Consider the following 26097-nt stretch of genomic DNA (forward strand, 5'->3'; position numbering starts at 1 on the left):
GGGCCTTACCCATGAAAAAACACGGGGACCGGCACGGCCGGAAAAACCAGCGGCCCGCGGGGCATGAGATACTCTACGGCATCAATCCGGTGACCGAGATGTTCCGGGCCGGACGACGAACCGTCTACGAACTGTTTCTGGCCGGAGATAAAAGCTCAGAGCGGATGGCCGAGCTGGAAGCGGCGGCCCTCGCCATGGCCGTTCCGGTGACCCGCCTGGATGGCCCTTCTCTGGCCCGCCTGGCCGGAAATGACGCCCATCAGAATGTGGCGGCCCGGGTCAGCGTCTATCCTTTTTCGGAGATGACGGATCTTTCGGCCGCCGGGACTCATTCGCAGGCTCCGCCCTTTGTCCTGCTGCTCGACAGCATCGAGGACCCCCACAACCTGGGGGCCCTGGCCCGGACAGCCCTGGGCGCGGGGGTGGATGCTGTTTTTCTTCCCAAAGACAGGGCCGCCCAGCCCACTCCGTCGGCGGTCAAGGCCTCGGCCGGCGCGCTGGAGCATGTGCGTCTGATCCAGGTGACCAATCTGGCCGGCACCATCCGGGATCTCAAGAAGGAGGGCTTCTGGGTCACCGGCCTTGACTCATCCGGTGAAATGGCATTATATGAAGCCGATTTCCGTGGCCCCACGGCTCTGGTGGTGGGCGGCGAGGGGCGCGGGGTCCGGGAGCTGGTCGGCAAACAGTGTGATTATCTGGTCTCGATTCCACAAAAGGGGCCGGTGAACTCGCTGAACGCCTCGGTGGCCGGGGCCCTTGCGATGTATGAAGTCGTCCGCCAGAGGCGCTGACGATTCGAACAGGAACGGGTAACCTCTCCGGCGTTCATGCCGGGAACATAAGGTGAAAGGATGAAGACCATGCAGAAAGGACATAAAATTGTCAAGAACAGTGACGGCTCGCTGACCGTACCCCATGACCCGATCATTCCCTTTATCGAAGGGGACGGCACCGGGCCGGATATCTGGTTCGCGACCCGGATGGTGCTCGACGGGGCGGTTGCGGCAGCCTATGGCGATACCCGGGAAATAAAGTGGCTGGAACTTCTGGTCGGTGAAAAGGGCTTTGAGAAAACCGGGCAGTGGCTGTCCGACGAGGCCCTGAAAACCATGGAAGACTACGTGGTGTCCATCAAGGGGCCCCTGACCACGCCGGTGGGCAAGGGCATCCGGAGCCTGAACGTGTCCATCCGTCAGAAACTGGATCTTTACGCCTGTGTGCGGCCGGTGCGTTACATCGACCCCGTGCCCAGTCCCATGAAGCACCCTGAAAAGGTCGATATGGTGATTTTCCGTGAGAACACCGAGGACGTGTACGCGGGCATCGAGTACGAAGCCGGAACGCCCGAAGCGGAAAAGGTGGCGGCTTTCCTGAAAAACGAACTCGGGGCGGACCTGCCCGATCATCCGGGTATCGGTATCAAACCCATGAGCGAGGCCAACACCAAGCGCCTGGTGGCCGCCGCCATCCGTCATGCCATCGATACGGGGGCAGAGAGCGTCACCCTGATGCACAAGGGCAACATCATGAAATTCACCGAAGGGGCCTTCAGGACCTGGGGCTACCAGGTGGCCAAAGAGCTGTTCGCTGATCAGACCGTCACCGAGGAAGAACTCTGGGATACCTACGACGGTAAGGTGCCGGCGGGCAAGGTGGTGATCAAGGACCGGATTTCCGACATGCTGTTCCAGCAGGTGCTGCTCCGGCCGGACGAGTACAGCGTCATCGCCTGCCCCAACCTGAACGGGGACTACATGTCCGACGCCCTGGCGGCCCAGGTCGGCGGGCTGGGTATCGCGCCGGGCGCCAATATCGGCGATACCTGCGCGGTCTTCGAAGCCACCCACGGCACAGCCCCCAAATACGCGGGGCTGGACAAGGTCAACCCCACCTCCCTGATCCTTTCCGGTGCCATGATGCTCGAATATATGGGCTGGAAAGAGGCGGCGGACAAGGTGGTCAGCGCCATCCAGACAACCATCAAAAAGGGCACCGTCACCTACGACCTGGCCCGGCAGATGCAGGGCGCCAAAGAGGTGAAATGCTCGGAATTCGCCCGGGCGGTGGTGGCCAATATGTAAAAAAAGGCGGCCTTCGGGCCGCCTTTTTGTTTTTGCCTCCGGCGGCCCTGCCGGGGGCCAACCTTTTGAAAAGGTTGCCAAACGTGTCTTTTCACATTGACGGCATGGCCCGCCGGGTGTTTCGGTCGGTTCGGGATGCGGTGTTCCCGCTGAAATGTCTGGCCTGCGGGCAGATGTTTGTGCGGCGGCCGGTGGGGGAGGGCGCGGGTGATTTTGCCCGGGAAACGGCTCTGGTGCTGTGCGAACGCTGCCGGTCCGAGTTTACGGCCATTGCCTCGCCCTTGTGTCCCCGGTGCGGGCTGATGTTTGCCGAGCGGGTGTCGGACGATCATCTGTGCGGGCGCTGCCTGACCCGGCCGGGGGCCCTGACCTTTGCCCGGGCGGTGGGCAGCTATGACCGGTCGTTGAAAAAGATCATCCAGGCGTACAAATACCGGAGCCGGCTGGGGGCTGCCGGGCCTCTGGGCCGACTGCTGTTCGATCTGTATCGCCGCTGCTATCCGGACGGGGGCCCGGATTTGATCATTCCCGTGCCTCTCCATCGAAAACGGTTTCGCAGGCGCGGATTCAACCAGGCTTACCTTCTGATCCGGAACTGGCCCTTTCCCAAAAAAAAAGCGCCGGGGATCACGGGGCCGGTGATCGTGAAAGACGGCATGATCCGCAGGCGCTGGACCGAGCCCCAGGCCGGTCTCGACCGGAAGACCCGGCGATCGAACATCAAGGGGGCCTTTGCCGTCGCGGCAGATCTGGATGTCCGGGGCAGGCACGTGCTTCTGATCGATGATGTCTACACCACCGGGGCGACCGCCGAGGAATGCGCCTCGGTGCTGACGAAAACCGGGGTCCGTCGGGTCGATATCCTGACCGTGGCCCGAACCGTGTAAGGGGGTGCCGCCATGAAATCCTTTACCGCAGGCGTCGTTCAATGGGACGTGGCGCTCGGACGCGTCTCCGATAATGTGACGACGGCCATGGACCGGCTGACCATTCTGGCCGATCGGGGCACGGATCTGGCTGTTTTGCCCGAGATGTGGTCCTGCGGCTTTGACCTTGAAAATCTTACTGCCCATGCCGCACACACCCCGGCTATTCTGGACAGGCTCGGCCAGATGGCCGCATCCCGTCACATGGCCATCGCGGGGTCTCTGCCCGAAGCCGTGGGCGATCGGGTGGCCAACACGTTTTATCTGATTGACGATTGCGGTCGCATCGCCGCAGCCTACAGGAAAATTCATCTGTTCCGGCCGGGCAGCGAGCATCTTCACTTCACGGCCGGCGATGCGACGGTCACGGCGGATCTGCCCATGGGCCGCCTGGGGCTTGTCACCTGTTACGACCTGCGGTTTCCCGAACTTTCCCGGATGCTGACCGTTGCCGGAATCGACTGCCTTCTGGTCGCGGCCCAGTGGCCCCGGGTCCGGTCCGGGCATTGGGACGTCCTGCTTCGGGCCCGGGCCATCGAAAATCAGGTGTTTGTCATCGCCGCCAACCGCTGCGGATCGGATCCCCATCTGGATTATGCCGGTGGGTCCTGTATCATCTCGCCCTGGGGGGAAACCCTTGCCCGGGCCGATGATCGGGACACCCTGATCGAGGCGAGGCTCGATCCCCAGGCCCTTACCCGGGCCCGGGAGGCCATTCCCTGCCTTAAAGACCGGCGGCCCCACGCCTACGGGGAGATGCATCGTGACTGAGATCAGGAAACAGGCCATGACCGTCTACCGCCATCCCCATCTTGCCGAGGACAGGAGGCTCATTCACGGTCATTTCACCCGGGAAGGGGGTGTCAGCACGGGGCCGTTTGCCTCGCTGAATGCCGGCGGGGACGTGGGTGACGAGGCCGGGGCCGTTGCGGAAAACCGCCGCCGGATCACAGCATGTCTGGGCGGCGGAACGCTTATCACCCTCCGGCAGGTTCACGGCACGGAGGTGCTGGTCTTGTCAGGAAACAGCGTCCCGGAGGAGCCGATGGCCGCCGATGCGGTGATCACCAATGAGCCCGGCATTCTTTTGACCATCCAGACGGCGGACTGCCAGGCCGTTCTGGTTCATGATCCGGTCCGGCAGGTTGTCGGCAATATCCATGCGGGATGGAGGGGCAGCGTCGGCAACATCATCGGCAAAACCATTGCAGCCATGGTCCGCCGTTTCGGTTGCAACCCGGCCGATCTCCGTGCAGGGATAGGACCGTCGCTGGGTCCCTGCTGCGCCGAATTCGTGAATTACAAAACCGAACTGCCCGAAACGTTCTGGGCGTTCAAGGATCAGCGTGACCATGTGGACTTCCGGCGCATCAGTGAAACCCAGCTCGAAAACGAGGGGCTGATGCCGGAGCACATCGCCGTCATCGGTCTTTGCACCAAATGCAACAAGGATTTGTTTTTTTCCTACAGACGGGATAAGGTGACGGGACGTCTGGCCCATGTCATCGGGCTGGCGCATTCATGATTACGGAATGAAAGAAGAAGAAAGACGTATGGCTCAGGAAAATGTAGAGGTATTGTGGAACGAAGAGGTGGCCCCCGGTTACATGCACATGGGGCTTTCCAGCCGGACGGCCTGTGCGGATGCGCAGCCGGGCCAGTTTGTGATGCTGAGGACCGATCAGACCAAAGACCCCCTTTTGCGGCGTCCGTTTTCCATCCATCAGGTGATCGAGGAAGACGGCAGGCGGGTGGGGCTCGAACTGTTGTACAAGGTGGTGGGGCCCGTGACTGAACGCATGGCCCGGATGGAGAAGGATCAGAATCTTGATATGGTGGCGCCCCTGGGCCAGGGCTTCCGGCTTCCCGAGCGATCGAAAAACATCATGATCGTCGGCGGCGGCATCGGGGTGGCGCCTTTGGTGTTTCTGGCTTCCCGGCTTTGCGCTCAGGGTGTGGATCCGGCCCGGTGCCGGGTGCTTGTCGGCGGGCGATCCCGTGACGATGTGCTCTGCGCCGATCATTTTATCGGCCTGGGCATGACCGTGATGACCGCCACCGACGACGGCAGTCTGGGCCGGTCTGGGCGGGTGACGGACCTGGTCGTCGAGGCCCTGGACAAGGAAACCTCGGATGTGATTTACGCCTGCGGCCCTCATCCCATGCTTGTGACGCTGGCCGAATTGGCCCAGGCCAGAGAGGTGGCCTGTCAGCTGTCCGTGGAAACCCTGATGGCCTGCGGCATCTGTGCGTGCATGGGCTGTGCCGTGGCCCCGAAGGAAGACGACGGCACCTATCGGCACGTGTGCAAAAACGGCCCGGTGTTTGACGCCCGGGATCTGAAATGGCAGGATCATGCCTGAGAAGGATAACACCATCAGCTATGAGCTGACGTCCCGGGTCCGGGCTGCCGGTTGAGCGGCGAAACTGGATCCAGGGGTCCTGGAGCGAATTGTCTGCGGACTGCATGTCAAGGGGCATCCCGATCTTCTGGTGGGGCTGGATACGCCGGATGATGCGGGCGTGGTGCGTCTTACCGATGAGATCGCCCTGATTCAGACCCTCGATTTTCTTACGCCCATCACCGATTCACCCTATGATTTCGGGCGGATCGCCGCCGCCAACTCGCTCTCCGACGTCTATGCCATGGGCGGTGTGCCCATAACCGCCATGAACATTGTCTGCTTTTCCGTGGACGAGTTTCCCGAATCGGTGCTCCGGGAAACCCTGGCAGGGGGGCTGGAAAAAATTCATGAGGCCGGAGCCCTTCTGGTCGGCGGCCACAGTGTGGATGACCGGGAATTCAAGTACGGACTTTCGGTGACGGGCCGGGTTCATCCCTCCCGGGTCCTGACCAATGCCGGCGCCCGTGTCGGTGATGCCCTGATTCTGACCAAGCCCCTGGGCACCGGCATTCTGTCCACGGCGATCAAGGGAAAGTTCGCCGACGATGGAGCCGTGAAACTGCTGGTCGATACCGCGTCCGAACTCAACCGGACGGCGGCGGAGATCATGGCGGCCTTCGATGTGTCAGCCTGTACCGATGTCACGGGTTTCGGTCTGGCGGGCCATGTGCTGGAGATGGCCCGGGGAGGGAAAAAGAGTTTCCTCATTCATGGCTCGCTCGTTCCCATGCTCGATAAGGCCAGGGAATACGCCCTGTTGGGGCTGATTCCGGCGGGGGCCTACAAAACGCGGAGTTTTTGTGAACACCGCATCCGGATTGCCGAAACGGTCGATGCCGTCACGGCGGATCTGATGTTCGATCCCCAGACCTCGGGCGGACTGTTGCTGTGCCTCCCCGAAGCCCAGGCCGCAGACTGCCTTGCCCGTATGCATGACCGGGGTGTTCCGGCGGTGGTCGTCGGATGCGTCGAGAACGACCATCCCGAAGGCCTGGTCCGCGTCGTCTGATGTGGGAAACGGTGTAAAATAAAATGGATGGAAGCCCTGTATCTTGTGATTAAGCGTTGACTTGATCACCATCCTGTGTTAGGTGCTTTTTCTTGATAATCATGTTGCAATCATGATCGATGTGCCCTGTCCGAGGTATCCATGAAACGAGAGACCGTCCGCGCAATGAAAGAACTCGCGTATTACAGCAGTCTCGGACTTCAGGTGGCGCTGTCGATCTTTATCGGCCTGTTTTTCGGGCGCTGGCTGGATGGTGTGTTTGGCACCTCGCCTCTCTGGATGATGGTTTTTCTTGGGTTCGGCATTGCCGCCGGGTTCAAAAACATTCTTCTGGCCCTCAAGAAAAGCAGGTCGCTGTAACGGGGTAAGGGTATGACCGGCGTCCAGCAACGCATTCTTGGATTCGTCACCAAAAGCAACTGGTTCATTTTTCTGGTGGGGGGGCTTCTGGCCCTGATCAACCTGGACCGGGGGTTTGCCCTGGGGGTGATCACCGGTGCATTGATCGTGACGGTGAATTTTCACCTGCTGGCCCGGACACTGAAGACATCCCTGGCGCCGGGGCGTCTGTCCTCGCGCAACGTGATTCTGGCCAAGTACTATATCCGCTTTGCCATAAGCGGTCTTTTGATTTTTGTTCTGATTTCCAGGCATATTGTTGATCCGCTGGGGCTTGTGCTCGGGCTTTCGGTGGTGGTCGTGAGTATCACACTGGCAACCATGTGTGAATTAACGAAACATCTTTTCAGGGAGGCGGTTTAGGGATGACTCATCCATTTATGTTCTTGGTCGATTTATTTGATGTCAATGGAAGCCTTTATCATTATGCCCATCTTTACAAACAGGTCCCCTACACCTGGCTGATCATGCTGATTCTGATCGGTCTGGGCGCCCTGGCCGCCAAAAAGGTGACCCTGGTACCGTCCAAGGGCCAGAACGTGTTCGAAGTTCTGATTTCAGGCATTGAAGACTTCATGGTCGACATCGTCGGGGAAGAGGGCCGCTGGTTCCTGCCCCTGGCCGCCACGATTTTCATCTTTATCTTCGTCAGCAACCTCTCCGGACTGATTCCCGGTTTCTTTCCCCCCACCGCCAGCATCAACACCAACCTGGGCTGCGCCGTGGTGGTCTTCATCTTTACCCACTATCTGGGTGTACGGCACCATGGGGCTCATTATGTCAAACATTTCATGGGGCCGGTCTGGTGGATGGCACCCCTGATCATGCCCATCGAAATCATTGGGCACCTGGCGCGCGTTCTGTCCCTGACCTTCCGTCTTTTCGGCAACATGGCCGGACACGAACTGGTTCTGATGATTCTGTTCATGCTGGCGGGTGCCTATTTCGCACCGCTGCCCATCATGGCTCTGGGTATTTTCGTGGCCTTCGTCCAGGCCTTCGTGTTCTTCCTGCTGTCGATCATTTATTTCTCAGGATCCATCGAACACGCACATTAAAAGACGGTTGCACGACGCTTTAACGGATTCACGGTCCGCGGCTTACGAAGATTATGGGATATTGGAAGAAGCCGGACACATAACTCATATACACTCATGAAGGAGAAAGAAGATGGATGCATTACAGTTTTTCGTAGTCAGCTCGTTCGCAGCAGCACTGGCCATCGCCATCGCAGCATTCGGTTGCGGTCTTGCCCAGGGTATGGGTCTCAAAGCCGCCGTTGAAGGCATCGCAAGAAACCCCGAGTCTTCCGGTAAGGTCACCGTTACCATGCTGATCGGTCTCGCCATGATCGAATCTCTGTGTATCTACGCTCTGGTTGTTGCCCTGATTCTGATCTACGCTCATCCCCAGGCAGCCACCATCGCAGGCCTTCTCGGCGGTCACTGATTTTTACGTGTCTGACTGATTGGTTCTTCATGGGCCATGCCTTTTACGGGCATGGCCTTTTTTTTGATGCTTCGCGTGTGTATGGGATGCGGTTTATCTGTTTCGCAGGACAGACATGCGATTGCTTCGGCCTGAAAAGAGGCTTGACCCCTGAGGCCGAGATGTCTATAGTAGCCGAGTAAAACAGTGTTCGAATTTCACGATGCGATGCCGGGTTGACGGTGCCCCGGTTTCTAACCGTCCGTTATTGAGGAGACGACATCCATGCCTTATCTGCGGTTGATGTACGGGAATAAACTCATTGATCAGTACGCCATTGAATATGGCAGTCCCCTGACCATCGGACGTAAGGAAACGAACCATATCGTCATCAACAATCTGGCGGTCTCGGGTGTCCACGCCCGCATTGAAACCACCCGCGACGGGGTTTTCCTGACCGACCTCGAAAGCAAGAACGGAACCTTTGTCAACGGCAAGACAACCATAAGGTGTCAGTTGAACGAAGGCGATGAAATCGTTGTCGGCAAACACAAGATGATTTATTCGGAAGCCGAAGGGGGCAAAAGGGTGTCGAATATCACCCCGGCCATTGCCCCTGCGGCAGCCGGTCTCGATGAAACCATGGTGCTCGATACCAGCAAACACCGGGACATGATTTCCAATATCCTGACCGGGGCCGCATCCGCCGGGACCGTCAAACGCAAGGCCCCCATTCCCGTGCTTCTTTACGTGAAAGGCGGGACGGGGAAGGTGGTGTTGCGCCAGAAATTCACGAGGATCGGGAAGGAACCGGCCAACGATATCGTGGTCAAGGGTCTGTTTATCGGAAAACGGGCCGCCACGGTGACCAAACGTAATGACGGGTATTATGTGGCCCACATGAACGGTCTGGCCCGGACCCGGGTCAACGGGAAAAAAATCAAGACCGCCCAGAAACTCGAACACGGCGACATCCTGTCCGTGGGCAAACTGAAAATGAAATTTCTGTCCAAGCCGAAAAAAACGACCTGATTCCGCCGTCTGTTTACCTTATTATATATTACCCGAACATGTGCCTGAGAAATTGACCGGTGTGGGACTCCGGGCATCGGATGATGTCCTCGGGGGTTCCTGCGGCCACGATGTATCCGCCCGCATCGCCGCCCTCGGGGCCGATGTCGATGATGTGATCGGCGCATTTGATCACGTCCAGATTGTGTTCGATGACGATGACCGTATTGCCCGCATCGACCAGGCGGTTGAGCACCGAAAGCAGTTTGCTGATGTCTTCGGTGTGCAGGCCTGTGGTCGGTTCGTCTAAAATATACACCGTTTTTCCCGTATCTTTTTTCCCCAGTTCCCTGGCCAGCTTGATGCGCTGGGCCTCACCGCCGGAGAGGGTGGTGGCGGGCTGGCCCAGATGGATGTAGCCCATCCCCACGTCCTTGAGGGTTTCCAGCTTTTCACGAATGGCGCCGATACCGGTGAAAAAGGCCAGGGCCTGGTTGACCGTCATGTCCAGAATGTCGGCGATGGTTTTTCCTTTGTACCGGATCTCCAGGGTTTCCCGGTTGAACCGTTTGCCGTGACAGACATCGCAGGGCACGTAAACGTCGGGCAGAAAATGCATTTCGATTTTGATGATGCCGTCGCCGGTGCAGGCCTCGCAGCGTCCTCCTTTGGCATTGAAACTGAACCGGCCCGCTTTGTATCCCCTGGCCCGGGCGTCCTGGGTTTTTGAAAACAGGTCCCGGATCACGTTGAAGATGCCGGTATAGGTGGCGGGATTGGAACGGGGGGTTTTCCCGATGGGTGACTGGTCGATGTCGATGACTTTATCGACGGCCTCGATGCCGGTAATCCGGTCATGGCTGCCGGCCACGATTCGGGCCTGGTGAAGATGCTGGGCCAGGACCCGGTAGAGGGTCAACAGGACCAGGCTGGATTTGCCCGATCCGGAGACACCGGTCACGCAGGTCAGGCATCCGGTTGGAAAGGCGGCATCGATGCATTTCAGGTTGTTTTCCCGGGCGCCGTGGATGGTGATGGCCCCCCCGGCCTTTGGGCGTCGTTTATCGGGAATATGAATCTTTTTTCGGCCTGACAGGTACTGACCGGTCAAGGACCTTTCGTCGGCCAGCATCTCTCGGGGCCTGCCCGAGAACATCACCTCTCCCCCATGAATGCCCGCTCCGGGGCCCATGTCGATCACATGATCGGCGGCCAGAATCGTTTCCTCGTCGTGTTCGACCACCAGCACCGTGTTGCTCAGGTCCCGGATCTGTTTGAGGGTGGCAATCAGCCTCAGATTGTCCCGCTGATGGAGGCCGATGCTCGGTTCGTCAAGCACGTAAAGGACTCCGGTCAACCTGGAACCGATCTGGGTGGCAAGGCGGATGCGCTGGTTTTCCCCGCCGGACAGGGTTTCCGCCGGACGGCTCAGGGTCAGGTATTTCAACCCGACGTTCGTGAGAAAACCCAGGCGGTTCCGGATTTCAGCGACGATGCTTTCGGCAATGGCTCGATGCTTGTCCGAAAGGGCCAGCCCGCCTATGAATTCGTAGGCCTGGTCGATGGGCAGGGCTGAAAACTCCGGGAGGTTGAGGCCACCGACCTTCACTGACCGTCCGACCGGATTCAGCCGTGTGCCCCGGCACTGGGGGCAGGGCCTGAAGCTGATGTACCGGCGGACGTCCTCCCGGGCACGGGATGCGGCCCCGTCGCCGAGACGGTCCCTCAAACCGGGGATGATCCCTTCGTATACCTTTTTATAGGTGATTTTCTTTCCGTCCCGGTCAAAATAGAAGGGGACCTCCTCACCGCCGGAACCATACATGATGACGGTTTTGAAGCTGTCGGGCAACGCTTTGTACGGGGTGTTCATGTCCACGCCGTAATAACGGGTCAGGGCGTCGAGAAATTCAAAAAACTGCATGGATTCCCGATTGGCCCAGGGGGCGACGGCACCCTCGCGCAGCGATAATTCCGGGTTGGGAACGATCAGGTCCGGATCGAAGTCCGTGGTGGTTCCAAGGCCTTCACAGGCCGGGCAGGCGCCCTGGTGTGAGTTGAACGAAAAATTGGCGGGACTGAGGTCCGGATAGCTTACGTTGCAGTCGACGCAGGCCGCCTGTTCGGAAAAGAACCATTCCTGATCCTTCCGGGCGGGATCATCGGACAGAATCAGGACGACGGCCCGGCCCCGGGATTGGGCCAGGGCCAGTTCCAGGGAGTCGGCAAGGCGGTTCCGGATGGTCGGTTTGGCCACCAGCCGGTCGATGACAACGTCCACAGAATCACCAACGAGGGAGGCCGGATCGCCGATCTCGTCGATGTCGATGATTTTCTCACGGTGGCGCAGACGGGTGAACCCGTTTTTTTTGAGCGCCCGGAACCGTTTTTCAGGGGGCTGGTCATCCGAGTCCGTGATCGGAGAAAGAATGAGCAGGCGGGTGCCTTCCGGCAGTCCCATGACCTGATCAATGATCTGATCCAGCGATTGGGACAAAATTTCCCGGCCGCACAGATGACAGTGGGGGATGCCGATGCGGGCATAAAGAAGACGAAGATAATCGTGGATTTCGGTAACGGTCCCCACCGTGGATCGGGGGTTGTGGCTGACGGACTTCTGCTCGATGGCGATGGCCGGCGAAAGGCCGTCAATGGTGTCCACATCGGGTTTTTCCATGCGTCCCAGAAACTGGCGGGCATAGGTGGACAACGATTCGACATATCGTCTCCGGCCTTCGGCGTACAGGGTGTCAAAGGCCAGCGAGGATTTACCCGATCCCGACAGGCCGGTGATGACCACCAGCCTGTTCCGGGGGAAGCTTAGATCGATGTTTTTGAGATTGTGCTGCCGTGCGCCACGGATCACAATGGTGTCGCTGGTTGTCATGTGTCTTTCCGGTTGAGGGCCTGACGGACCGACAGTTTGACGGCTGCAACCAGACTGCCGGGATCCGCCTGTCCGGTTCCGGCGATGTCGTAGGCCGTGCCGTGATCCACGGAGGTCCGGATGATGGGCAGGCCCAGGGTGGTGTTGACCCCGTCTTTGAAGTGAATCATTTTAAAGGGAATCAGGCCCTGGTCGTGGTACATGCAGACCACCACATCGTAACGCCCGTCAACGGCATGATAAAACAGTGTGTCCGGCGGCAGGGGATCGGTGACATCGAAGCCCTCGGCCCGGGCCATGGAAACGGCCGGAGCGATCACGTCCTGTTCTTCGGAGCCGAACAGGCCGTCCTCCCCGGCATGGGGATTGAGTGCGGCCACGGCGATGCGGGGGTGATCGATGCCGAAACGGTTTTTCAGCGCCTGACCGGTGACCCGGATGGTTGAAAGAATCGTGTCGGGGCTCAGGGCGGCAGGGACGTCGGCCAGGGCCGTGTGGATGGTGACCAGCACGACCGAAAGGCGCGATCCGGCCATCATCATGACAAAATCCCGTGAGCCGGTCCGGGCGGCGATCAGTTCGGTGTGGCCGTGAAAGGCCGATCCCGATTGTTTCATCGATACCTTGTGGATGGGGCAGGTGACCATGGCCGCGATGTCTCCCGCATAGGCCAGGTCGGCGGCTTCTTCGATGTACCGGACCATGGCCCTGCCGCTTTCCCCGGTGGGTTTTCCCGGTGCCAGCGTCGAGGGGTCAAGATCCGAAAGGGGCAGCACCTCCACGGTTCCCGGCAGGAACCGGGCCTCGTTTACCCGCAAGACCGGTAGAATGGTCAGGCCGGTGCCCAAAAGGGCCTCAGCGGCCTCAAGGATCCGGAGATCCCCAAGGACCAGGGGGCGACAGCAGGCCCGGACATCTTGCCGGGCCAGGGCTTTGAGCAGGATTTCAGGGCCGATTCCAACGGGATCACCCATGGTGATACCGATGATCGGAAGAGGATCTTTCATGGTCACGTCCTTGCGTTTGTGATTGGGTTGTTTCTGAGGAGTTATAAATGATCGGATCACCGCAGGCAAGGGTTTAAAACAGCCGTCCTGAAAAGAGAAATTTTGGAAAAAAGGGGTTGACAACCCCCGAAGCCGGGGCGGAGTAGGGGGGGCATGAACGGGTCGAAATGCCGGTCGTGGATTTAGAAAATAGAAGGTAATTAAAGAAAATCAAAGAATTTTCGAGTTTATCATTACAGGGAACATCCCAGGCAATCCCGTGAATCTCCTTAAAAACACTTGTGATAATTCATGCGTGAAAATAGGTTGTATTTCGAAAAGGTTGAACGTGTGAATTTAAAAATATTTTTTAAAAACAATATGTTGCGCTTTGATTAATGTTCCTCTCGGGGCGCGCAAAAAATTCAGATCTTCCGGCTTGACTGAAAAATAGCTTTGTCCTAAAACGATTCTCACATTGTTCAGGGCACAATAGCCATTTATTTTCAGGCCCTGAAATCCTGAATAAACCTCAGAGTTTCGACATATTAAAGAATAATATCATTATTATTTTATTGATGATGTGTGTCGTCTTTTTTTTGGATGAAGGTGTATCGTTATGAAATCTGTCTGGGCTGAAGTGAAAACATCGATCAAAGAGCAGATTCCAGGCCACAGCTTCAGGATGTGGATTGAACCCATTCAGTTTATCCGGGGTGAAGAGTCGACCTTTATTCTGGGTTGCCCCAGTTATTTTTCAAAAAAAAGGGTTGAAAACCAATACAGCACTCTCATTGAAGATGCCCTGAGGCGGTTGACCGGCAGTGACAGCCGCCTGATCATCGAAGTCAGTGCCGGTCCTTCGGGCTCTGAGACAGCGGAAAAGCATTCCGAGGTCCTGTCGGTCAAGCCCCGGCCCCGTCAGATGCTTCTGCCCAGCGTCGGCCAGCCGGTGATGCACAGCGGCCGGATGCTTCGTGAAAATTATACCTTTGACGAATTCGTCGTGGGACGGAACAACGATTTTGCCTATTCGGCGGCCCTTTCCCTGGCCATGTCCGATCAGGCCGCCGGCAATTCCCTGTTTCTGATGTCCGGAACGGGCATGGGAAAAAGCCATCTGTCCCAGGCCATCGGTCATTACATCATTCGGAAAAAGCCCGCCCAGCGCGTCTATTATATCACGGCGGAGGATTTCACCAACGAGATGATCGGGTCCATCCGAAACAAAACCGCCGAGCAGTTCAAGGAAAAATACCGCAATCACTGTGATGTCCTTCTGCTCGAAGATATTCATTTTCTGACCGGTAAGGAACACACCCAGGTCGAACTGGCCATGACCCTGGATCACCTGTCCGAATCGGGCAAGAAAATCATGTTCAGCAGCTGTCATCTCCCCTCGGATATTCCCAAGATGAACGATCAGCTCAAATCCCGGTTCGCATCCAGCCTGATCTCCAATATCGACGCACCGGATTTTTCTACCCGCCTCAAGATTCTCAAGCGCAAGGCCAAACGGGCCGCCTGCCAGGTGCCCGATCACATTCTCGAATACCTGGCCGGCGAATTGACCGAGGACATTCGTCAGCTGGAAAGCGGTCTGGTGGGGGTGATCACCAAATCATCCCTTCTTGGGGTCCCCATCGATTATGAACTGGCGGAGAGCGTGGTCAGAAATATTGCGGCCCGCAAAAAAGCGATCACCATTGATCTGATCAAGAATACGGTGTCCCGGGAATACGGCATTTCGGTCAATGAAATGGTGTCCAAGTCCCGACGACAGGCCGTGGTCCGGCCCAGGCAGGTGGCCATGTACCTGGCCCGGCGATACACGGACCAGACCCTCCAGGCCATCGGACGAAGCTTCAACCGGTATCATGCCACCGCCATGCATGCGGTGGGATGCATTGAAAAGAGTATGAAAGAGGAAACGGCCGTTAAAAAACATATCGAATACATCGCAAAAAAGCTGGAAGCCGGAATGATAAAATAGTAAACTATGTCCATGGATTGAACTGCTGTTGTTGTATACAGGAGTGTTGATGTCATGAATGAGAAACTGGCTTTATGTAATCGGAAGACCTCGGAAAGCTTCGAACATGCGTTAAAGGGTCTTGATCGGGCAAGTGAGATCGCCGTGAAGCTGGGCGTTTTCCCCGGCGAGGTGGATCGGCTGAAAGAGCAGGAACTCAAGGAACTACGCCGGCATTTCTTGAAACGCTGACCGGATCGCATCACGGATCTCTGATTGTCCGTTCACTTTGTCTTTTCTTTTCAAACACCTGGACCCATCGACTGATCGCTGAGAAACCCTTACGGACGTTCAGGACACCTGCGGACGATCATGCGCCTATCCAATCAGATTTATAAGGAACTGAGGGCCATCACGGGCCCAGACCGCTGTCTTCGCGACGCGGAAGACCTCGCCTGCTACGCCTACGACGCCATTACACGGAATGCCCTTCCCGATGTGGTGATGTTTCCGGACAACGCCCGGGAAATCTCCGCCATCCTGGCCCTGGCTGACCGGGAGCGGATTCCGGTTACTCCCCGGGGTAACGGTACCGGAACCACGGGCGGTTCCTTGCCGGTAAACGGCGGCATCGTTCTGGTCATGACCCGGATGAACCGGATTATTGAGATTGATCGGGATAACTTCGTGGCGAGGGTGGAGCCCGGGGTGATCACCGGGGATTTCCACAAGGCCGTGGAGGCCCAGGGGCTGTTTTATCCCCCGGACCCGTCGAGCGCCATGTTTTCGACTCTGGGAGGGAATCTGGCCGAGTGCGCCGGTGGTCCCCGGGCCGTCAAATACGGTGTGACCCGCGATTATGTCCTGGGGCTTTCTGCGGTCCTTCCCGGAGGGGAGATCATCAAGACCGGGGTAAAAACCGCCAAAGGGGTGGTGGGATACGATCTGACCCGGCTGATCGTCGGTTCGGAAGGTACCCTGGCCGTGATCACGGAGATGACGATCCGTCTGCTGCCCCTGCCCGAGGCGGTCAGGACCATGTCCGTGTTTTTCGACAGCATGGACACGGCCGCCGAGACGGTCAGCGCCGTCATCCGCAGCGGCATCGTTCCCCGTACCGTGGAATACCTGGACCGGGCCTCCATCGACTGCGCCCGGAGCTATGCCTCCCTCGACCTTCCCGAGGACATTCAGGCCCTGTTGATCATCGAAACCGACGGGCGTCGTGAGGCGGCGGATCATGATATCCGAACCCTGGCCGATCTCTGCCGGGCCCGGGGGGCCATCGGCCTGCGGACCGCCGAGTCGGAGCAGGACAAGGAACGTCTCTGGTCGGCCAGGAAGGCCGTGTCCCCGGCCCTTTACATGTATGGCCCGGATAAGATCAACGAGGATATCGTGGTGCCCCGGAGCCGGATTCCCGATATGGTCAGACGCATCGAGGCGATACGGCAGGAATGCAATCTGACCATGGTCAGCTTCGGACATGCCGGGGACGGGAATATCCACGTGAACATCATGCTCGATAAAACCCGTGCAGACGATGCGGCCCGGGCGAAACGCGCCGTTGACCGGATCTTCGATGACACCCTGGCCCTGGGCGGGACCCTGTCCGGAGAGCATGGGGTGGGTATTACGAAAGCGCCCTATATCGCCAAGGAAATCGGTCCGGTGGAAATGGATTTGATGAGGAGGATCAAGAAGGCATTCGATCCGAACAACATCCTCAATCCGGGTAAGATGTTCGATTGAGGCCGCGCTGCGTCGAAACGAACGCTGCGGTTACTGGATGCGCGCGGGAATCAGTTCCGAGGCCATCATTTCTTCGAAAATTTCCATACGCGTGTTCTGATTCTTTTCGATGATGCATCGCAGGCAGAGGATGCAGTGCAATTTGCAAATGGGATCGGTCATATCGAAATTGCCGAAACAATTCAAATAGGTATCCGTAATCAGTTCGTCAAGTTTATTTGTCATGGCATCAGAGCTTCAAAAGTGAAAGCATATCCTCGTGAATGTTACCGTTCGTTGCAAGTATCTGTTTCATCGCAAGGTCAAAGGGTCGGCCTGAAAAATCGGTAACCCTGGCCCCGGCTTCCCGGCAGATCAGAAGTCCGGCCGCCGTGTCCCAGGGATTGAGATTCTGTTCCCAGAATCCGTCAAACCGACCGCATGCCGTGTAGCAGAGATCCAGAGCGGCAGAGCCCAGTCGTCTCACGCCTTGAACCGCTTTGAGGCATCGGGCGAACCGGGGCAGGACCTCGTCGACGATATCATTGAAATTGTAGGGGAAACCGGTTACGAGCAAGCACTCCGAAAGGGATTGCCGTGTCGTTACCGACACCTTTTTCCCATTTAAAAAAGCCCCTTCCCCGAGGGCGGCTGAGAAAAGTTCACCCGAAACAGGGTTATGAACAATGCCCACCTTGACCACGCCGTCGTGTTCAAACGCGATGGATGAGGTGAACAGCGGCAGTTCGTGGGCGAAGTTGGTTGTTCCGTCCAGAGGGTCGATGATCCACCGGCAACGGGGGTCATCTACGATAAGACCCCGTTCTTCAGCCAGAATGGAATGACGTGGGAAGCAGGACCGGATGATGCTGATGATGGCCTTTTCAGACTGGGTGTCCGCTTCGGTCACCAGGTCGATGCGGCCTTTTTTGGCAATCGAAGAAATATTCCCATATCGGGAACGAAGAATTCGTCCGCTTTCATGTGTGGCAGCCAGGGCCACCTGTTTGATCCGTTCCAAGTCCATTGGGGCTCTTTTATAATTTTTCCAGGCGGGAGTCAATACAATAATCCGGGGAGGTTTCAGGGCTCCGGCTGAATCACCAACGGTTCCACGGTTTTTTCCAGCTCACGGAGCAGGGGAAGAAGGCTTGCCCGGTCCTGGGCGCAGACGGCGAATCCCCGGTATTTTAAGGCCAGGTTTTCCGACATCTGTCGGGGGACACGATCCGATTTGTTGAGCACATTGACCGTGGGAATCCGATCGAGCTTGAGTTCGCCTAAAATGGCGTTGACGGAATGGATCTGTTCTTCAAACCGGGGGTTGCTGATATCGATCACATGAAGAAGGATATCCGCATTTTCCAGTTCCTCCAGGGTCGCACGGAAGGAAACCATCAGTTCTTTGGGCAGATTGCGGATAAAACCCACGGTGTCGGTGATGATCACCTCCACATCCGCGGGGAAACGCAATCGTCTGCTGGACGGATCCAGCGTGGCGAAAAGCTGGTCTTCGGCCAGAACCCGGCTTTGGGTGAGGGTGTTTAAGAGGGTGGATTTCCCCGCGTTGGTATAGCCGACGATGGAGATCACCGGAACCCCCTTTTTTTTCCGCATGGATTTCTGGAGGCCCCGCTGTTTTTTGACCTGTTCCAGGGCCTTCTGGAGGGCATTGATCCGGTCATGCACCCGGCGCCGGTTGAGTTCAAGCTTGGTTTCACCGGGGCCCCTGCCGCCGATCCCCCCGGTCAGGCGGGACATGGCCGTGTTCTGGGTGACCAGCCGGGGCAGCAGGTATTTGAGCTGGGCCAGCTCGACCTGGAGCTTGCCTTCCCGGGTCTGGGCCCTTCGGGCGAAGATATCGAGAATCATCTGGGTCCGGTCAATGACCTTGATCTCCACCTGGTTGGTGATCGACCGGATCTGGGAGGGGTTGAGTTCCTGGTCGAAAATCAGGATAGTGGCGCCTTTCTGCATGGCCAGAATGGTCAGTTCGGACAGCTTGCCCTGGCCCAGAAGGTACCGGGGGTCGGGTTTATGGCGAAGTTGCAACACGGTATCGAGAACACGGATATCGCTTGAACGGGCCAGTTCCTTGAGCTCATCCAGGGAGTCCAGAGCATCGGCCCGGGTCTCGGTGCTGACGCTGACCAGAATGGCCCGTTCCTGGCCCTTTTCCGCATCGTAGAGCCCTTCGTTTCGGGCCAGGGCGGCTTCGGTGGTTCGAATGATCCGGTCGCAGTCGACCATCAGGCCGCCGGGGTAGACCGGAGGCTCGATGATGCAGGGATCGCCGTCGGTTTCGGGGCGGACATGGGCCCAGTGGATGATGTGGGGGTTCCCGTCCCGCCCCAGGGTCACGGCGGCCATCAGATCGAAGCGCAACAGGGACAAATCCGTGATGTCGTCCCGGGACAGTGCCTCATCGGCGGTCAGGTGGGTATGGATGTATTTCAGGCCTAAAAGACGCCCCGGAACCACCCGATGGTCTGCAAGGGGAGGGATCACGATCTGGTGGGCGTCCCCGACGATCACGTAGAGAATTTTTCCTGCCCGATTGATCAGAAGGCCGATCTGACGCTGGATGTCGAAGGACAGCCGGGCCATTTCATGGCAGAGTTCGGAGCTGACGATGAAGGCGGAAGGCTCCTTGCGTCGGTAGAGATTGTCCAGTCTGCGTTTCTGGTCGGCTTTCAGGCCGTCGGTGTTACCGAAGATGGTTTTCATGGAGCCGATCACCCGAAATGGTCATATTCTCCGATCACCGCGTTTTCAAAGCGGGTGTACTTGCCGATAAAGGTCAGCATGGCCTTGCCCGTTGCGCCGTTCCGGTTTTTGGCAACGATCAGTTCGGCCTTGCCCTTGTTGGGGTTGTTTTCGTCCTTGTTGTACACCTCATCCCGATAAATGAAGGCGATGATGTCGGCGTCCTGTTCGATGGCGCCGGACTCACGCAAATCGGACATCAGGGGGCGTTTGTCGGCCCGCTGTTCGAGCATGCGGTTGAGCTGGGACAGGGCGATGACGGGTATGTTCAGCTCTTTGGCCAGCGATTTCAGGGACCGTGAAATTTCAGCGATCTCAAGATCCCGCCGGTCTCCCATGCTGGGGCCTTTCATCAACTGAAGATAATCGATGATGATCAGGGCCAGGTCCTTGTCGAGTTTGAGTTTTCGGGCCTTGGCCCGGATTTCCATGGCCGTGATGTTGGGCGTGTCGTCGATGTAGATGGGGGCTGCGGAGATCACATCGGCAGCCTGAATGACCTGGTGCCAGTCGTCGCCTTCGATCATGCCGGTTTTCAGCCTGTCCGAATTCACCCTTGCCTCGGCCGTCAAAAGACGCATGGACAACTGATCCTTGGACATTTCCAGGGAAAAGACAGCCACCAGTTTTTTCTGGTCGATGGCCACGTTGCGGGCCATGTTCAGGGCGAAGGCCGTTTTTCCCATGCTGGGCCGGGCCGCCAGGATGATCAGATCCGAGTTCTGAAGACCCGAGGTCAGGTCGTCGAACTGGCGGTAGCCCGTCGGGATGCCGGAGTATTCGCTGTTGTTGTTCTGGCGTTCTTCAAGGGTGTTGATGTTCTGGTTGATCAGTTCGCCGACATGGGAAAACGACGGTTTGAGCTTGTTGTCGGCCACGTTGAAAATGGCGTTCTGGGCAAAGTCAATGGTGTCGGCCACATCGCCCCGTTCTTCGTAGCAGCGGTGGATGATTTCCGAGGATTTTTCGATCAGGCGCCTGAGCGACGCTTTGTCGTGGATGATCCGGGCATGGTATTCGGCGTTGACGGTGATGGGCACCGAGTCCATCAGCCTGGCCAGATAGGCCGCGCCACCTGTTTCCTCGAGCTTGCCCGATTCTCTCAGCTGATTGACCAGGGTGACCAGATCCACCGGTTCGCCCTTGGAAAAAAGCTCGCCCATGGATTTGAAAATCAGTTGATGGGACGGCTTGTAAAAATCCTGGGGTTTCAGGATGTCGGCGACATCGTTCAGGGTGTCGTTGTCCAGGAGAATGGCGCTCAGGATGGACTCTTCCGCCTCGATGCTGTGGGGGGGAAGCTTAGTCTGGGCCTGATCCTGGATTTTTTGAATCGGGGTGGCTTGCATGTGTGGAAAATAGTCGGAGGCCGTTTAAAAATCAAGACAATTCTTATGAACGACCCAAGGAAAAAAACAAGGCCCCCGGCACGTACGATACGGCAGTCTGCAGTGTGTGGTTCGAAAAAAAATCATGGCCCCCGCCCGGAGTCCGGTGGGGGCCATGGAGCCTGAGACGGGCCTATTCTTCGGACGCGCTCTTTTCACCCATGACGGTGACGGTGATTTCAGGTTCGACGCTTTTGTAAAGACGGATCGGAACCTTGTATTCGCCGACTTCCTTGATGGGGTCCGCCAGGAGGATCATGCGTTTTTCCACGATGATGTCCTGGGCGCGGAGGGCCTCGAGAATGTCGTTGATGGTGATGGAACCATACAGACGGCCTTCGTTGCTGACCTTTGCACTGAGGGTACAGGCAATGGTTTCAACTTTTTTGGCCATTTCTTCAGCAGCTTCCCGCTCCTTGGCGATCTGGAGTTCGAAGCGCGCCTTCTGCTGTTCGATCATTTTCTTGTTCTGGGGTGTCGCAAGGACGGCTTTCCCCTGGGGAAGAAGATAGTTACGGGCGTAACCGTCTTTCACCGTGGCTTCAGTTCCGATGATACCGATGGTATCGATCGTTTCTGTTAAGATGACTTGTGTTGGCATGTTAACCTCCGTTAAAGGATACCCTTTACGTTTGATTCAGTCCGGACAAGAGGCGAAGGCGTCTTTTTTCCGGACATGGAATTTATCTATTCATCCCTGTCGCCGGTTTTTTTGAAGCTTCGGGTCCTGAAATCCGCCCACATGTCGAAGAAACCGACACCCGTGATCAGCAGATTCACCGGAAACTGGAAAAAAACCAGCCAGTATAGCAATGCGCGCAAGCCCATGGGAAGATTCGTCTTCTTCACGAAAAAAGCGACGATGGCGATTCCCTGGAAAAAATAGATCGGCGACATAACGCTGATCAGGTTCATGCTCAGGAGAAACACGGGCTCGGACGGGACGATCAGGCCGGTAAATCCGGCGATCACGGCCCAGACCAGAGGTTCCGGAGCCTTCCACAGGTCCAGCGAACCGAAGTTCGGGACGGGCAGACGGTTGCGCCTGAGCAGGGGCATGGCCAGAATCAGGTTCAGCCAGGCAAAGAAAAGCAGCGAGGCTAAAATGATTCCGGGCAGCATGCAGGTGATCATATGCACGAGCGTTGCAGGCGCCGCCTCGATGAGTCCGGCTTCCTGAAGGGTATTCAGAAAACCGGTCATCTGGGTGAGGGCCAGATCGTAGATCCCTGTGTGCGTCACATTGCTGTAAAAGATCAAAGCAAAACAGCCTGACAAAAAAACCGTGATGCTCGAAAACACCAGCGTGGTTTCAATCCTGAGGCCTCGTTCAATACATTCGCTCAGCAAAAAACCCAGCAGCATCCATCCGGAAAAGATCAGGAGCCCGGATGAGGCCCCTCTGCTGATCGCGGCCAGCAGCAGGATGACGACGGCAGGAATGATCAGGCTGTTTTTCCTGCCGAGTTTGATCCTGTAAAAGAGCAGGGGCAAGGGGACCAGCCATGCGGTGATCGACCCGAGAATCAGAAGCTGGGTGATGACGATGCCTGCCAGAACGTCTCTGGTGATCGGGTGTTGCTTGACGGCATGCACGGCGTGCGCCTCCTTTTCAGGCCCGCCCGGATCAGGCTTCGAAGTTGCCTACGTACGGCAGAAGGGCGATGGTCCGTGCCCGTTTGATGGCCGTGGTCAGGCTTCTCTGATGCTTGGCGCAGGTTCCCGTGATGCGTCTCGGAATGATCTTTCCCCGCTCGGAGATGAAATATTTCAGCGTTCGGACATCCTTGTAGTTGATTTCCATGGTGCTGTCCGCGCAGAACTTGCAAACTTTACGTCGATGAAAGGTGCGTTTGGCTCGGCCTCTTCTGGGCCCGCCGCTCTTGCTCCCGGTTTTTCCGTAGGCCATTAGTTGTCCTCCTCATTGCTGTCGTCATCGGTATCGTCGGTGGTGTCGTCATCAGCGTCGCTCTGTTCGCTCTGGGCGGCGCGGGATGCTTCTTCCGCGGCTTTTTTGGCCCGGCTTTCTTCAAGCTCGACCTTGATCTTTTCCGGATCGGCGTTGTCCTGGAGAATGATGGTCATGTATTTGAGGAACTTGTCGTCGATGCGACAGTTACGCTCAAGCTCAGCCACCAGCTCGCCGGTGCCGCAGAAATCGAAACGCAGGTAATGGCCGCGGGTCTTTTTTCTGATTTCATAGGCCAGACGCTTGCTGCCCCAGTCTTCCGACTCGATGAGGGCCCCTTTCATCTGGTTGATCAGATCGAGAATTTTGTCAAAACGCTGCTTGCGCTCGGGTTCCGACAGATCCGGATCAACAATGACAATTGTTTCATACCTTCTCATGGTACCTCCTTCTGGATGTAAAGCCCCCGGTCACGTGTCGCCGGGAGCAAGGAAATAAAAAAACTAAAAAAACCATTTCTGATATCATTAATGATTATAAGGTGTCAAGGAGACTCTTCGTTTTTTGCCTGCGCCAGGCCCATGGATTATAATAAGGTAGCGCAGAATCGTTTTTTCCGATCCGGCCGGCCTCAGCATCGGTGAAAATAAGGATTGACAAGTCGTAAAAAAACAGGGATAAGTTTAAAAACTGACATGTCAGTCTATTTTCATCCGGGTCATGTCGCCCTCTGCACGGCAGGGGTGTTTCCATATCTCAATCTCAGGAGGAAAAAATGTTTGGTTTTTCCATGTCGAAAGAACAGAAGATGGTCAGCAAGGAAGTTGCAAAGCTCGTCAAGGGGCTTGTCATCGATAGCGCACATGAAATGGACGAAAGCGGAACCATTCCGGCCGATGCCGTTCAGAAGGCCTGGGGCCTCGGGGCGTCGGTATCCATGGTCCCCGAAGCATACGGGGGATACGGGATGGAGGATTCGCCCGTGGATACCACCATTATTCTCGAGGAACTGGCCTATGGGGACATGGCCTTCGCCGTGGCGGCCCTGTCGCCGTCTCTGTTCATCAACCCCCTGGTTACCATGGGAACCGAAGATCAGCAGAAGACCTATCTCCCCCTCTATTGCAAAGAGACCTTTTCGGCCTGCACCCTGGCCCTTAACGAGCCCCATTTCGGCGCCGATGTCATGGCTCTGAAAACCACGGCCAAAAAGAGCGGGGACGCTTATGTGCTGAGCGGCGCCAAATGTTTCGTGCCCATGGCGGACACCGCCGGCCACATGCTGGTGGCCGCGTCCCTGGACGGTCAGAACAACCTGTTCATCGTCGCACGCGACAATCCCGGTTTGACCGTCAGCGACCGTGAGAAGAACCTGGGCTGCTATGCCCTGCCCACTTTCGAAGTGACGCTCACCGACTGCACGGTGCCTGCTTCGGATCGACTGGGAGGCGAGGCCGGCTGTGATTACGCCCGGTTCATCCAGAAAACCCGGGTGGCCATGGCGGCCATGGCGGCGGGCATTGCCAGGGCGTCTTATGAATTTGCCAAAGGCTATGCCAAGGAACGGGTGCAGTTCGGCGAACCCATCGCCCATCGTCAATCCATTGCCTTCATGCTGGCCGAGATGGCCTATGAGGTGGATTCCATCCGGCTGATGGCCCAGAGGGCCGCCTCCGAACTGGCGGCAGGCAAGGATGTGGCCCGGTCCTCCTACCTGGCCAAACTGTATGCCGGAGAGATGGCCATGAAGGTGACCGATTTCGGGGTTCAGGTCATGGGCGGCCACGGCTATATCCGGGAGTACCCCGTGGAACGGTATTACCGGAACGCCCGGGGAATCAGCATCCTCGAAGGCATGGCCATTGTCTGATCAGCGTTTTTGCGCTGAACCGGGGTTTTACATTTTACTCATGACACGCACGAAACAAGGAGTTTGATATGATCAAGATCGATACCCCTGAAAAAATAGAAAAGATGAAAACAGGCCTGAACAACCTCGCCAAGGGGATGATCCGGCCCATTGCCCGCAAGTACGACGAGGCCGAACACGAGTACCCCAAAGAACTGGACGTGTTCCGCTCCATGCCGATCATGGGCAAGAAACCCAAGAAAAACGGCAACGAGCCTGCCAAGGGTAAAACGGCCGACGCCGGTGAGTTCAAGGTCGGCCAGAACCTTGGGACCGTGGTCTCGGTGGAGGAAATGTGCTGGGGCGATGCGGCCATGCTTTTGTCCCTGCCCAATGCCGGACTGGGCAATGCGGCCATCGCCGCCGTGGCCACCGAGGAACAGCTGGAACGGTTCGGCGGCAAATGGGCGTCCATGGCCATCACGGAACCGGCGTCGGGCTCGGATTCCGGGTCCATCCAGGCCTCGGCCGAACTCGATGGCGACGAATGGGTGTTAAACGGAGAAAAGATTTTCGTCACCTGCGCGGACCGCTGCGACGTGGCCGTGGTCTGGGCCCGGGTCAAGGGCGTCGAAGGCTCCTCGGCCATCAAATCCTTTATCGTCGAAAAGGGTACACCGGGATTTAAACTCGAACATCTCGAGCACAAGCTGGGTATTCGGGGCTCGGACACCGGCACCTTCGTCCTGAACAACTGCAGGATTCCCAAAAGCAACCTTCTGGGCGGCGATTCGGACAAAAAGAAGAAAACCGAAGGGTTCAAAGGGGTCATGAAAACCTTTGACAACACCCGCCCGATGGTGGCCGCCATGGCCATCGGCGTGGCCCGGGCCGCCATCGATTTTACCCGGGAAAAAATGGAGGAAGCGGGCATTGCCATCGATTATACCGAAAACCCCAACAACGTCAGCGCCGTGGTCCGGGACTTCTACATGATGGAGGCCAACCTGGAAGCCATGCGCCTTCTGACCTGGCGGGCGGCCTGGATGGCGGACAACGAGGAGGAAAACACCCTGGAAGCCTCCATGTCCAAGGCCAAGGCCGGGCGCTACGGTACCCTGATCACCCAGAAGTGCTGTGAACTGCTCGGTCCCATGGGGTATTCCCGCAAATACCTGGCTGAAAAATGGATGCGGGACAGCAAGATCATGGACATCTTCGAAGGCACCGGTCAGATCCAGCATCTGATCATCGCCCGCAATATCCTGAAGTTGACGCGTAACGAACTGAAATAAACGGTTTAGGCGGTCCTGTGTGTGAAACTGATGCAGAGGGGGGCAGAAGTAA

27 protein-coding genes are annotated in these 26097 nt (G+C 57.3%); 17 read left to right on the forward strand and 10 right to left on the reverse strand.

The window, feature by feature from the left end; genetic code table 11:
* Positions 1 to 11: 11 nt before the first annotated feature.
* The 12 genes from rlmB to ACYQ11_RS05045 all read left to right on the forward strand — a co-directional run bounded on the left by rlmB (position 12) and on the right by ACYQ11_RS05045 (position 9283).
* The gene (gene rlmB / locus ACYQ11_RS04990) at positions 12 to 794 is read left to right on the forward strand and encodes a 23S rRNA (guanosine(2251)-2'-O)-methyltransferase RlmB (protein WP_459922650.1); all 783 of its coding nucleotides are present in this window, start codon (positions 12 to 14) and stop codon (positions 792 to 794) included.
* A 60-nt stretch (positions 795 to 854) separates the two neighbouring features.
* Entirely contained in the window at positions 855 to 2084 is a 1230-nt protein-coding gene (gene icd / locus ACYQ11_RS04995) for an isocitrate dehydrogenase (NADP(+)) (protein ID WP_459922651.1), read from the forward strand.
* An 83-nt stretch (positions 2085 to 2167) separates the two neighbouring features.
* Positions 2168 to 2971, forward strand: a complete 804-nt coding sequence (locus ACYQ11_RS05000) for a ComFC family protein (protein WP_459922652.1) — start codon at positions 2168 to 2170, stop codon at positions 2969 to 2971.
* A gap of 12 nt (positions 2972 to 2983) precedes the next feature.
* Positions 2984 to 3781 (forward strand): carbon-nitrogen family hydrolase, encoded by a 798-nt coding sequence (locus ACYQ11_RS05005; protein ID WP_459922653.1) that lies wholly within the window; start codon positions 2984 to 2986, stop codon positions 3779 to 3781.
* Positions 3774 to 4535, forward strand: coding sequence for a peptidoglycan editing factor PgeF (pgeF, locus tag ACYQ11_RS05010; protein WP_459922654.1), 762 nt, complete (start codon positions 3774 to 3776; stop codon positions 4533 to 4535). The genes ACYQ11_RS05005 and pgeF overlap by 8 nt, the downstream gene beginning before the upstream one ends.
* A 28-nt stretch (positions 4536 to 4563) precedes the next feature.
* The gene (locus ACYQ11_RS05015; RefSeq protein ID WP_459922655.1) at positions 4564 to 5373 is read left to right on the forward strand and encodes a dihydroorotate dehydrogenase electron transfer subunit; all 810 of its coding nucleotides are present in this window, start codon (positions 4564 to 4566) and stop codon (positions 5371 to 5373) included.
* On the forward strand, positions 5366 to 6424 hold the full coding sequence (gene selD / locus ACYQ11_RS05020; protein ID WP_459922656.1) for a selenide, water dikinase SelD: 1059 nt from the start codon (positions 5366 to 5368) through the stop codon (positions 6422 to 6424). Before ACYQ11_RS05015 ends, selD begins: the two co-directional genes overlap by 8 nt.
* A gap of 141 nt (positions 6425 to 6565) precedes the next feature.
* A complete protein-coding gene (locus ACYQ11_RS05025) occupies positions 6566 to 6784 on the forward strand; it encodes an AtpZ/AtpI family protein (protein WP_459922657.1) in 219 nt (72 codons plus the stop codon).
* A gap of 12 nt (positions 6785 to 6796) precedes the next feature.
* Positions 6797 to 7186, forward strand: a complete 390-nt coding sequence (locus ACYQ11_RS05030) for an ATP synthase subunit I (RefSeq protein ID WP_459922658.1) — start codon at positions 6797 to 6799, stop codon at positions 7184 to 7186.
* Positions 7187 to 7188: 2 nt separating this feature from the next.
* Complete coding sequence (gene atpB / locus ACYQ11_RS05035) at positions 7189 to 7881, forward strand: F0F1 ATP synthase subunit A (RefSeq protein ID WP_459922659.1); 693 nt, start codon at positions 7189 to 7191, stop codon at positions 7879 to 7881.
* Positions 7882 to 7993: 112 nt separating this feature from the next.
* Positions 7994 to 8272: an ATP synthase F0 subunit C gene (atpE, locus tag ACYQ11_RS05040; RefSeq protein WP_459922660.1), complete on the forward strand. Its 279-nt coding sequence runs from the start codon at positions 7994 to 7996 to the stop codon at positions 8270 to 8272.
* 264 nt (positions 8273 to 8536) lie between these two features.
* A complete protein-coding gene (locus ACYQ11_RS05045) occupies positions 8537 to 9283 on the forward strand; it encodes an FHA domain-containing protein (protein ID WP_459922661.1) in 747 nt (248 codons plus the stop codon).
* Between the two features lie 28 nt (positions 9284 to 9311).
* On the opposite strand, the gene uvrA is transcribed toward ACYQ11_RS05045, so the two are convergent.
* Together uvrA and pdxA are read right to left on the reverse strand one after the other, a co-directional pair.
* Positions 9312 to 12149, reverse strand: a complete 2838-nt coding sequence (gene uvrA / locus ACYQ11_RS05050) for an excinuclease ABC subunit UvrA (protein ID WP_459922662.1) — start codon at positions 12147 to 12149, stop codon at positions 9312 to 9314.
* Entirely contained in the window at positions 12146 to 13156 is a 1011-nt protein-coding gene (gene pdxA / locus ACYQ11_RS05055; RefSeq protein ID WP_459922663.1) for a 4-hydroxythreonine-4-phosphate dehydrogenase PdxA, read from the reverse strand. Before pdxA ends, uvrA begins: the two co-directional genes overlap by 4 nt.
* A 598-nt stretch (positions 13157 to 13754) precedes the next feature.
* Here pdxA and dnaA point away from each other — a divergent pair.
* The 3 genes from dnaA (at position 13755) to ACYQ11_RS05070 (ending at position 16859) form a co-directional block, all read left to right on the forward strand.
* A complete protein-coding gene (gene dnaA / locus ACYQ11_RS05060; RefSeq protein WP_459922664.1) occupies positions 13755 to 15128 on the forward strand; it encodes a chromosomal replication initiator protein DnaA in 1374 nt (457 codons plus the stop codon).
* A gap of 54 nt (positions 15129 to 15182) precedes the next feature.
* Positions 15183 to 15359: a hypothetical protein gene (locus ACYQ11_RS05065; protein WP_459922665.1), complete on the forward strand. Its 177-nt coding sequence runs from the start codon at positions 15183 to 15185 to the stop codon at positions 15357 to 15359.
* A gap of 120 nt (positions 15360 to 15479) precedes the next feature.
* Positions 15480 to 16859 (forward strand): FAD-binding oxidoreductase, encoded by a 1380-nt coding sequence (locus tag ACYQ11_RS05070; protein ID WP_459922666.1) that lies wholly within the window; start codon positions 15480 to 15482, stop codon positions 16857 to 16859.
* Between the two features lie 30 nt (positions 16860 to 16889).
* Here ACYQ11_RS05070 and ACYQ11_RS05075 read toward each other — a convergent pair whose 3' ends face one another.
* The 8 genes from ACYQ11_RS05075 to rpsF form a co-directional block, all read right to left on the reverse strand.
* Positions 16890 to 17084, reverse strand: coding sequence for a hypothetical protein (locus tag ACYQ11_RS05075; protein WP_459922667.1), 195 nt, complete (start codon positions 17082 to 17084; stop codon positions 16890 to 16892).
* A gap of 4 nt (positions 17085 to 17088) precedes the next feature.
* The gene (locus ACYQ11_RS05080; protein WP_459922668.1) at positions 17089 to 17865 is read right to left on the reverse strand and encodes an inositol monophosphatase family protein; all 777 of its coding nucleotides are present in this window, start codon (positions 17863 to 17865) and stop codon (positions 17089 to 17091) included.
* Positions 17866 to 17921: 56 nt separating this feature from the next.
* A complete protein-coding gene (gene hflX / locus ACYQ11_RS05085) occupies positions 17922 to 19565 on the reverse strand; it encodes a GTPase HflX (protein WP_459922669.1) in 1644 nt (547 codons plus the stop codon).
* A gap of 8 nt (positions 19566 to 19573) precedes the next feature.
* The gene (gene dnaB, locus ACYQ11_RS05090) at positions 19574 to 20953 is read right to left on the reverse strand and encodes a replicative DNA helicase (RefSeq protein ID WP_459922670.1); all 1380 of its coding nucleotides are present in this window, start codon (positions 20951 to 20953) and stop codon (positions 19574 to 19576) included.
* 172 nt (positions 20954 to 21125) lie between these two features.
* Positions 21126 to 21593, reverse strand: coding sequence for a 50S ribosomal protein L9 (rplI, locus tag ACYQ11_RS05095; protein ID WP_459922671.1), 468 nt, complete (start codon positions 21591 to 21593; stop codon positions 21126 to 21128).
* Between the two features lie 86 nt (positions 21594 to 21679).
* Positions 21680 to 22588, reverse strand: coding sequence for a DUF2232 domain-containing protein (locus tag ACYQ11_RS05100; protein ID WP_459922672.1), 909 nt, complete (start codon positions 22586 to 22588; stop codon positions 21680 to 21682).
* A 31-nt stretch (positions 22589 to 22619) separates the two neighbouring features.
* Entirely contained in the window at positions 22620 to 22901 is a 282-nt protein-coding gene (rpsR, locus tag ACYQ11_RS05105) for a 30S ribosomal protein S18 (protein ID WP_459922673.1), read from the reverse strand.
* Positions 22901 to 23341: a 30S ribosomal protein S6 gene (gene rpsF, locus ACYQ11_RS05110; RefSeq protein WP_459922674.1), complete on the reverse strand. Its 441-nt coding sequence runs from the start codon at positions 23339 to 23341 to the stop codon at positions 22901 to 22903. Before rpsF ends, rpsR begins: the two co-directional genes overlap by 1 nt.
* 335 nt (positions 23342 to 23676) lie before the next feature.
* Here rpsF and ACYQ11_RS05115 point away from each other — a divergent pair, with 335 nt between their 5' ends.
* Positions 23677 to 24771 carry an acyl-CoA dehydrogenase family protein gene (locus ACYQ11_RS05115; protein ID WP_459922675.1) on the forward strand — a complete coding sequence of 365 codons (1095 nt, stop codon included), beginning with the start codon at positions 23677 to 23679 and terminating at the stop codon, positions 24769 to 24771.
* 68 nt (positions 24772 to 24839) lie between these two features.
* Positions 24840 to 26045, forward strand: a complete 1206-nt coding sequence (locus ACYQ11_RS05120; protein ID WP_459922676.1) for an acyl-CoA dehydrogenase family protein — start codon at positions 24840 to 24842, stop codon at positions 26043 to 26045.
* Positions 26046 to 26097 lie beyond the last annotated feature (52 nt).

The sequence above is a fragment of the Desulfatiferula olefinivorans genome (assembly GCF_054657895.1).

Excerpts from the sequence above, each read along its gene's own strand:
- ACYQ11_RS05005 (WP_459922653.1), top strand. The coding sequence starts at position 2,984 with ATGAAATCCTTTACCGCAGGCGTCGTTCAATGGGACGTGGCGCTCGGA.
- icd (WP_459922651.1), top strand. The coding sequence starts at position 855 with ATGAAGACCATGCAGAAAGGACATAAAATTGTCAAGAACAGTGACGGC.
- ACYQ11_RS05075 (WP_459922667.1), bottom strand. The coding sequence starts at position 17,084 with ATGACAAATAAACTTGACGAACTGATTACGGATACCTATTTGAATTGT.
- rplI (WP_459922671.1), bottom strand. The coding sequence starts at position 21,593 with ATGCCAACACAAGTCATCTTAACAGAAACGATCGATACCATCGGTATC.
- hflX (WP_459922669.1), bottom strand. The coding sequence starts at position 19,565 with ATGAAAACCATCTTCGGTAACACCGACGGCCTGAAAGCCGACCAGAAA.
- ACYQ11_RS05080 (WP_459922668.1), bottom strand. The coding sequence starts at position 17,865 with ATGGACTTGGAACGGATCAAACAGGTGGCCCTGGCTGCCACACATGAA.
- ACYQ11_RS05030 (WP_459922658.1), top strand. The coding sequence starts at position 6,797 with ATGACCGGCGTCCAGCAACGCATTCTTGGATTCGTCACCAAAAGCAAC.
- ACYQ11_RS05015 (WP_459922655.1), top strand. The coding sequence starts at position 4,564 with ATGGCTCAGGAAAATGTAGAGGTATTGTGGAACGAAGAGGTGGCCCCC.
- ACYQ11_RS05045 (WP_459922661.1), top strand. The coding sequence starts at position 8,537 with ATGCCTTATCTGCGGTTGATGTACGGGAATAAACTCATTGATCAGTAC.
- pdxA (WP_459922663.1), bottom strand. The coding sequence starts at position 13,156 with ATGAAAGATCCTCTTCCGATCATCGGTATCACCATGGGTGATCCCGTT.
- dnaA (WP_459922664.1), top strand. The coding sequence starts at position 13,755 with ATGAAATCTGTCTGGGCTGAAGTGAAAACATCGATCAAAGAGCAGATT.
- atpB (WP_459922659.1), top strand. The coding sequence starts at position 7,189 with ATGACTCATCCATTTATGTTCTTGGTCGATTTATTTGATGTCAATGGA.
- atpE (WP_459922660.1), top strand. The coding sequence starts at position 7,994 with ATGGATGCATTACAGTTTTTCGTAGTCAGCTCGTTCGCAGCAGCACTG.
- ACYQ11_RS05120 (WP_459922676.1), top strand. The coding sequence starts at position 24,840 with ATGATCAAGATCGATACCCCTGAAAAAATAGAAAAGATGAAAACAGGC.
- rpsF (WP_459922674.1), bottom strand. The coding sequence starts at position 23,341 with ATGAGAAGGTATGAAACAATTGTCATTGTTGATCCGGATCTGTCGGAA.
- ACYQ11_RS05070 (WP_459922666.1), top strand. The coding sequence starts at position 15,480 with ATGCGCCTATCCAATCAGATTTATAAGGAACTGAGGGCCATCACGGGC.
- rpsR (WP_459922673.1), bottom strand. The coding sequence starts at position 22,901 with ATGGCCTACGGAAAAACCGGGAGCAAGAGCGGCGGGCCCAGAAGAGGC.
- ACYQ11_RS05115 (WP_459922675.1), top strand. The coding sequence starts at position 23,677 with ATGTTTGGTTTTTCCATGTCGAAAGAACAGAAGATGGTCAGCAAGGAA.
- rlmB (WP_459922650.1), top strand. The coding sequence starts at position 12 with ATGAAAAAACACGGGGACCGGCACGGCCGGAAAAACCAGCGGCCCGCG.
- ACYQ11_RS05025 (WP_459922657.1), top strand. The coding sequence starts at position 6,566 with ATGAAACGAGAGACCGTCCGCGCAATGAAAGAACTCGCGTATTACAGC.
- uvrA (WP_459922662.1), bottom strand. The coding sequence starts at position 12,149 with ATGACAACCAGCGACACCATTGTGATCCGTGGCGCACGGCAGCACAAT.
- dnaB (WP_459922670.1), bottom strand. The coding sequence starts at position 20,953 with ATGCAAGCCACCCCGATTCAAAAAATCCAGGATCAGGCCCAGACTAAG.
- ACYQ11_RS05065 (WP_459922665.1), top strand. The coding sequence starts at position 15,183 with ATGAATGAGAAACTGGCTTTATGTAATCGGAAGACCTCGGAAAGCTTC.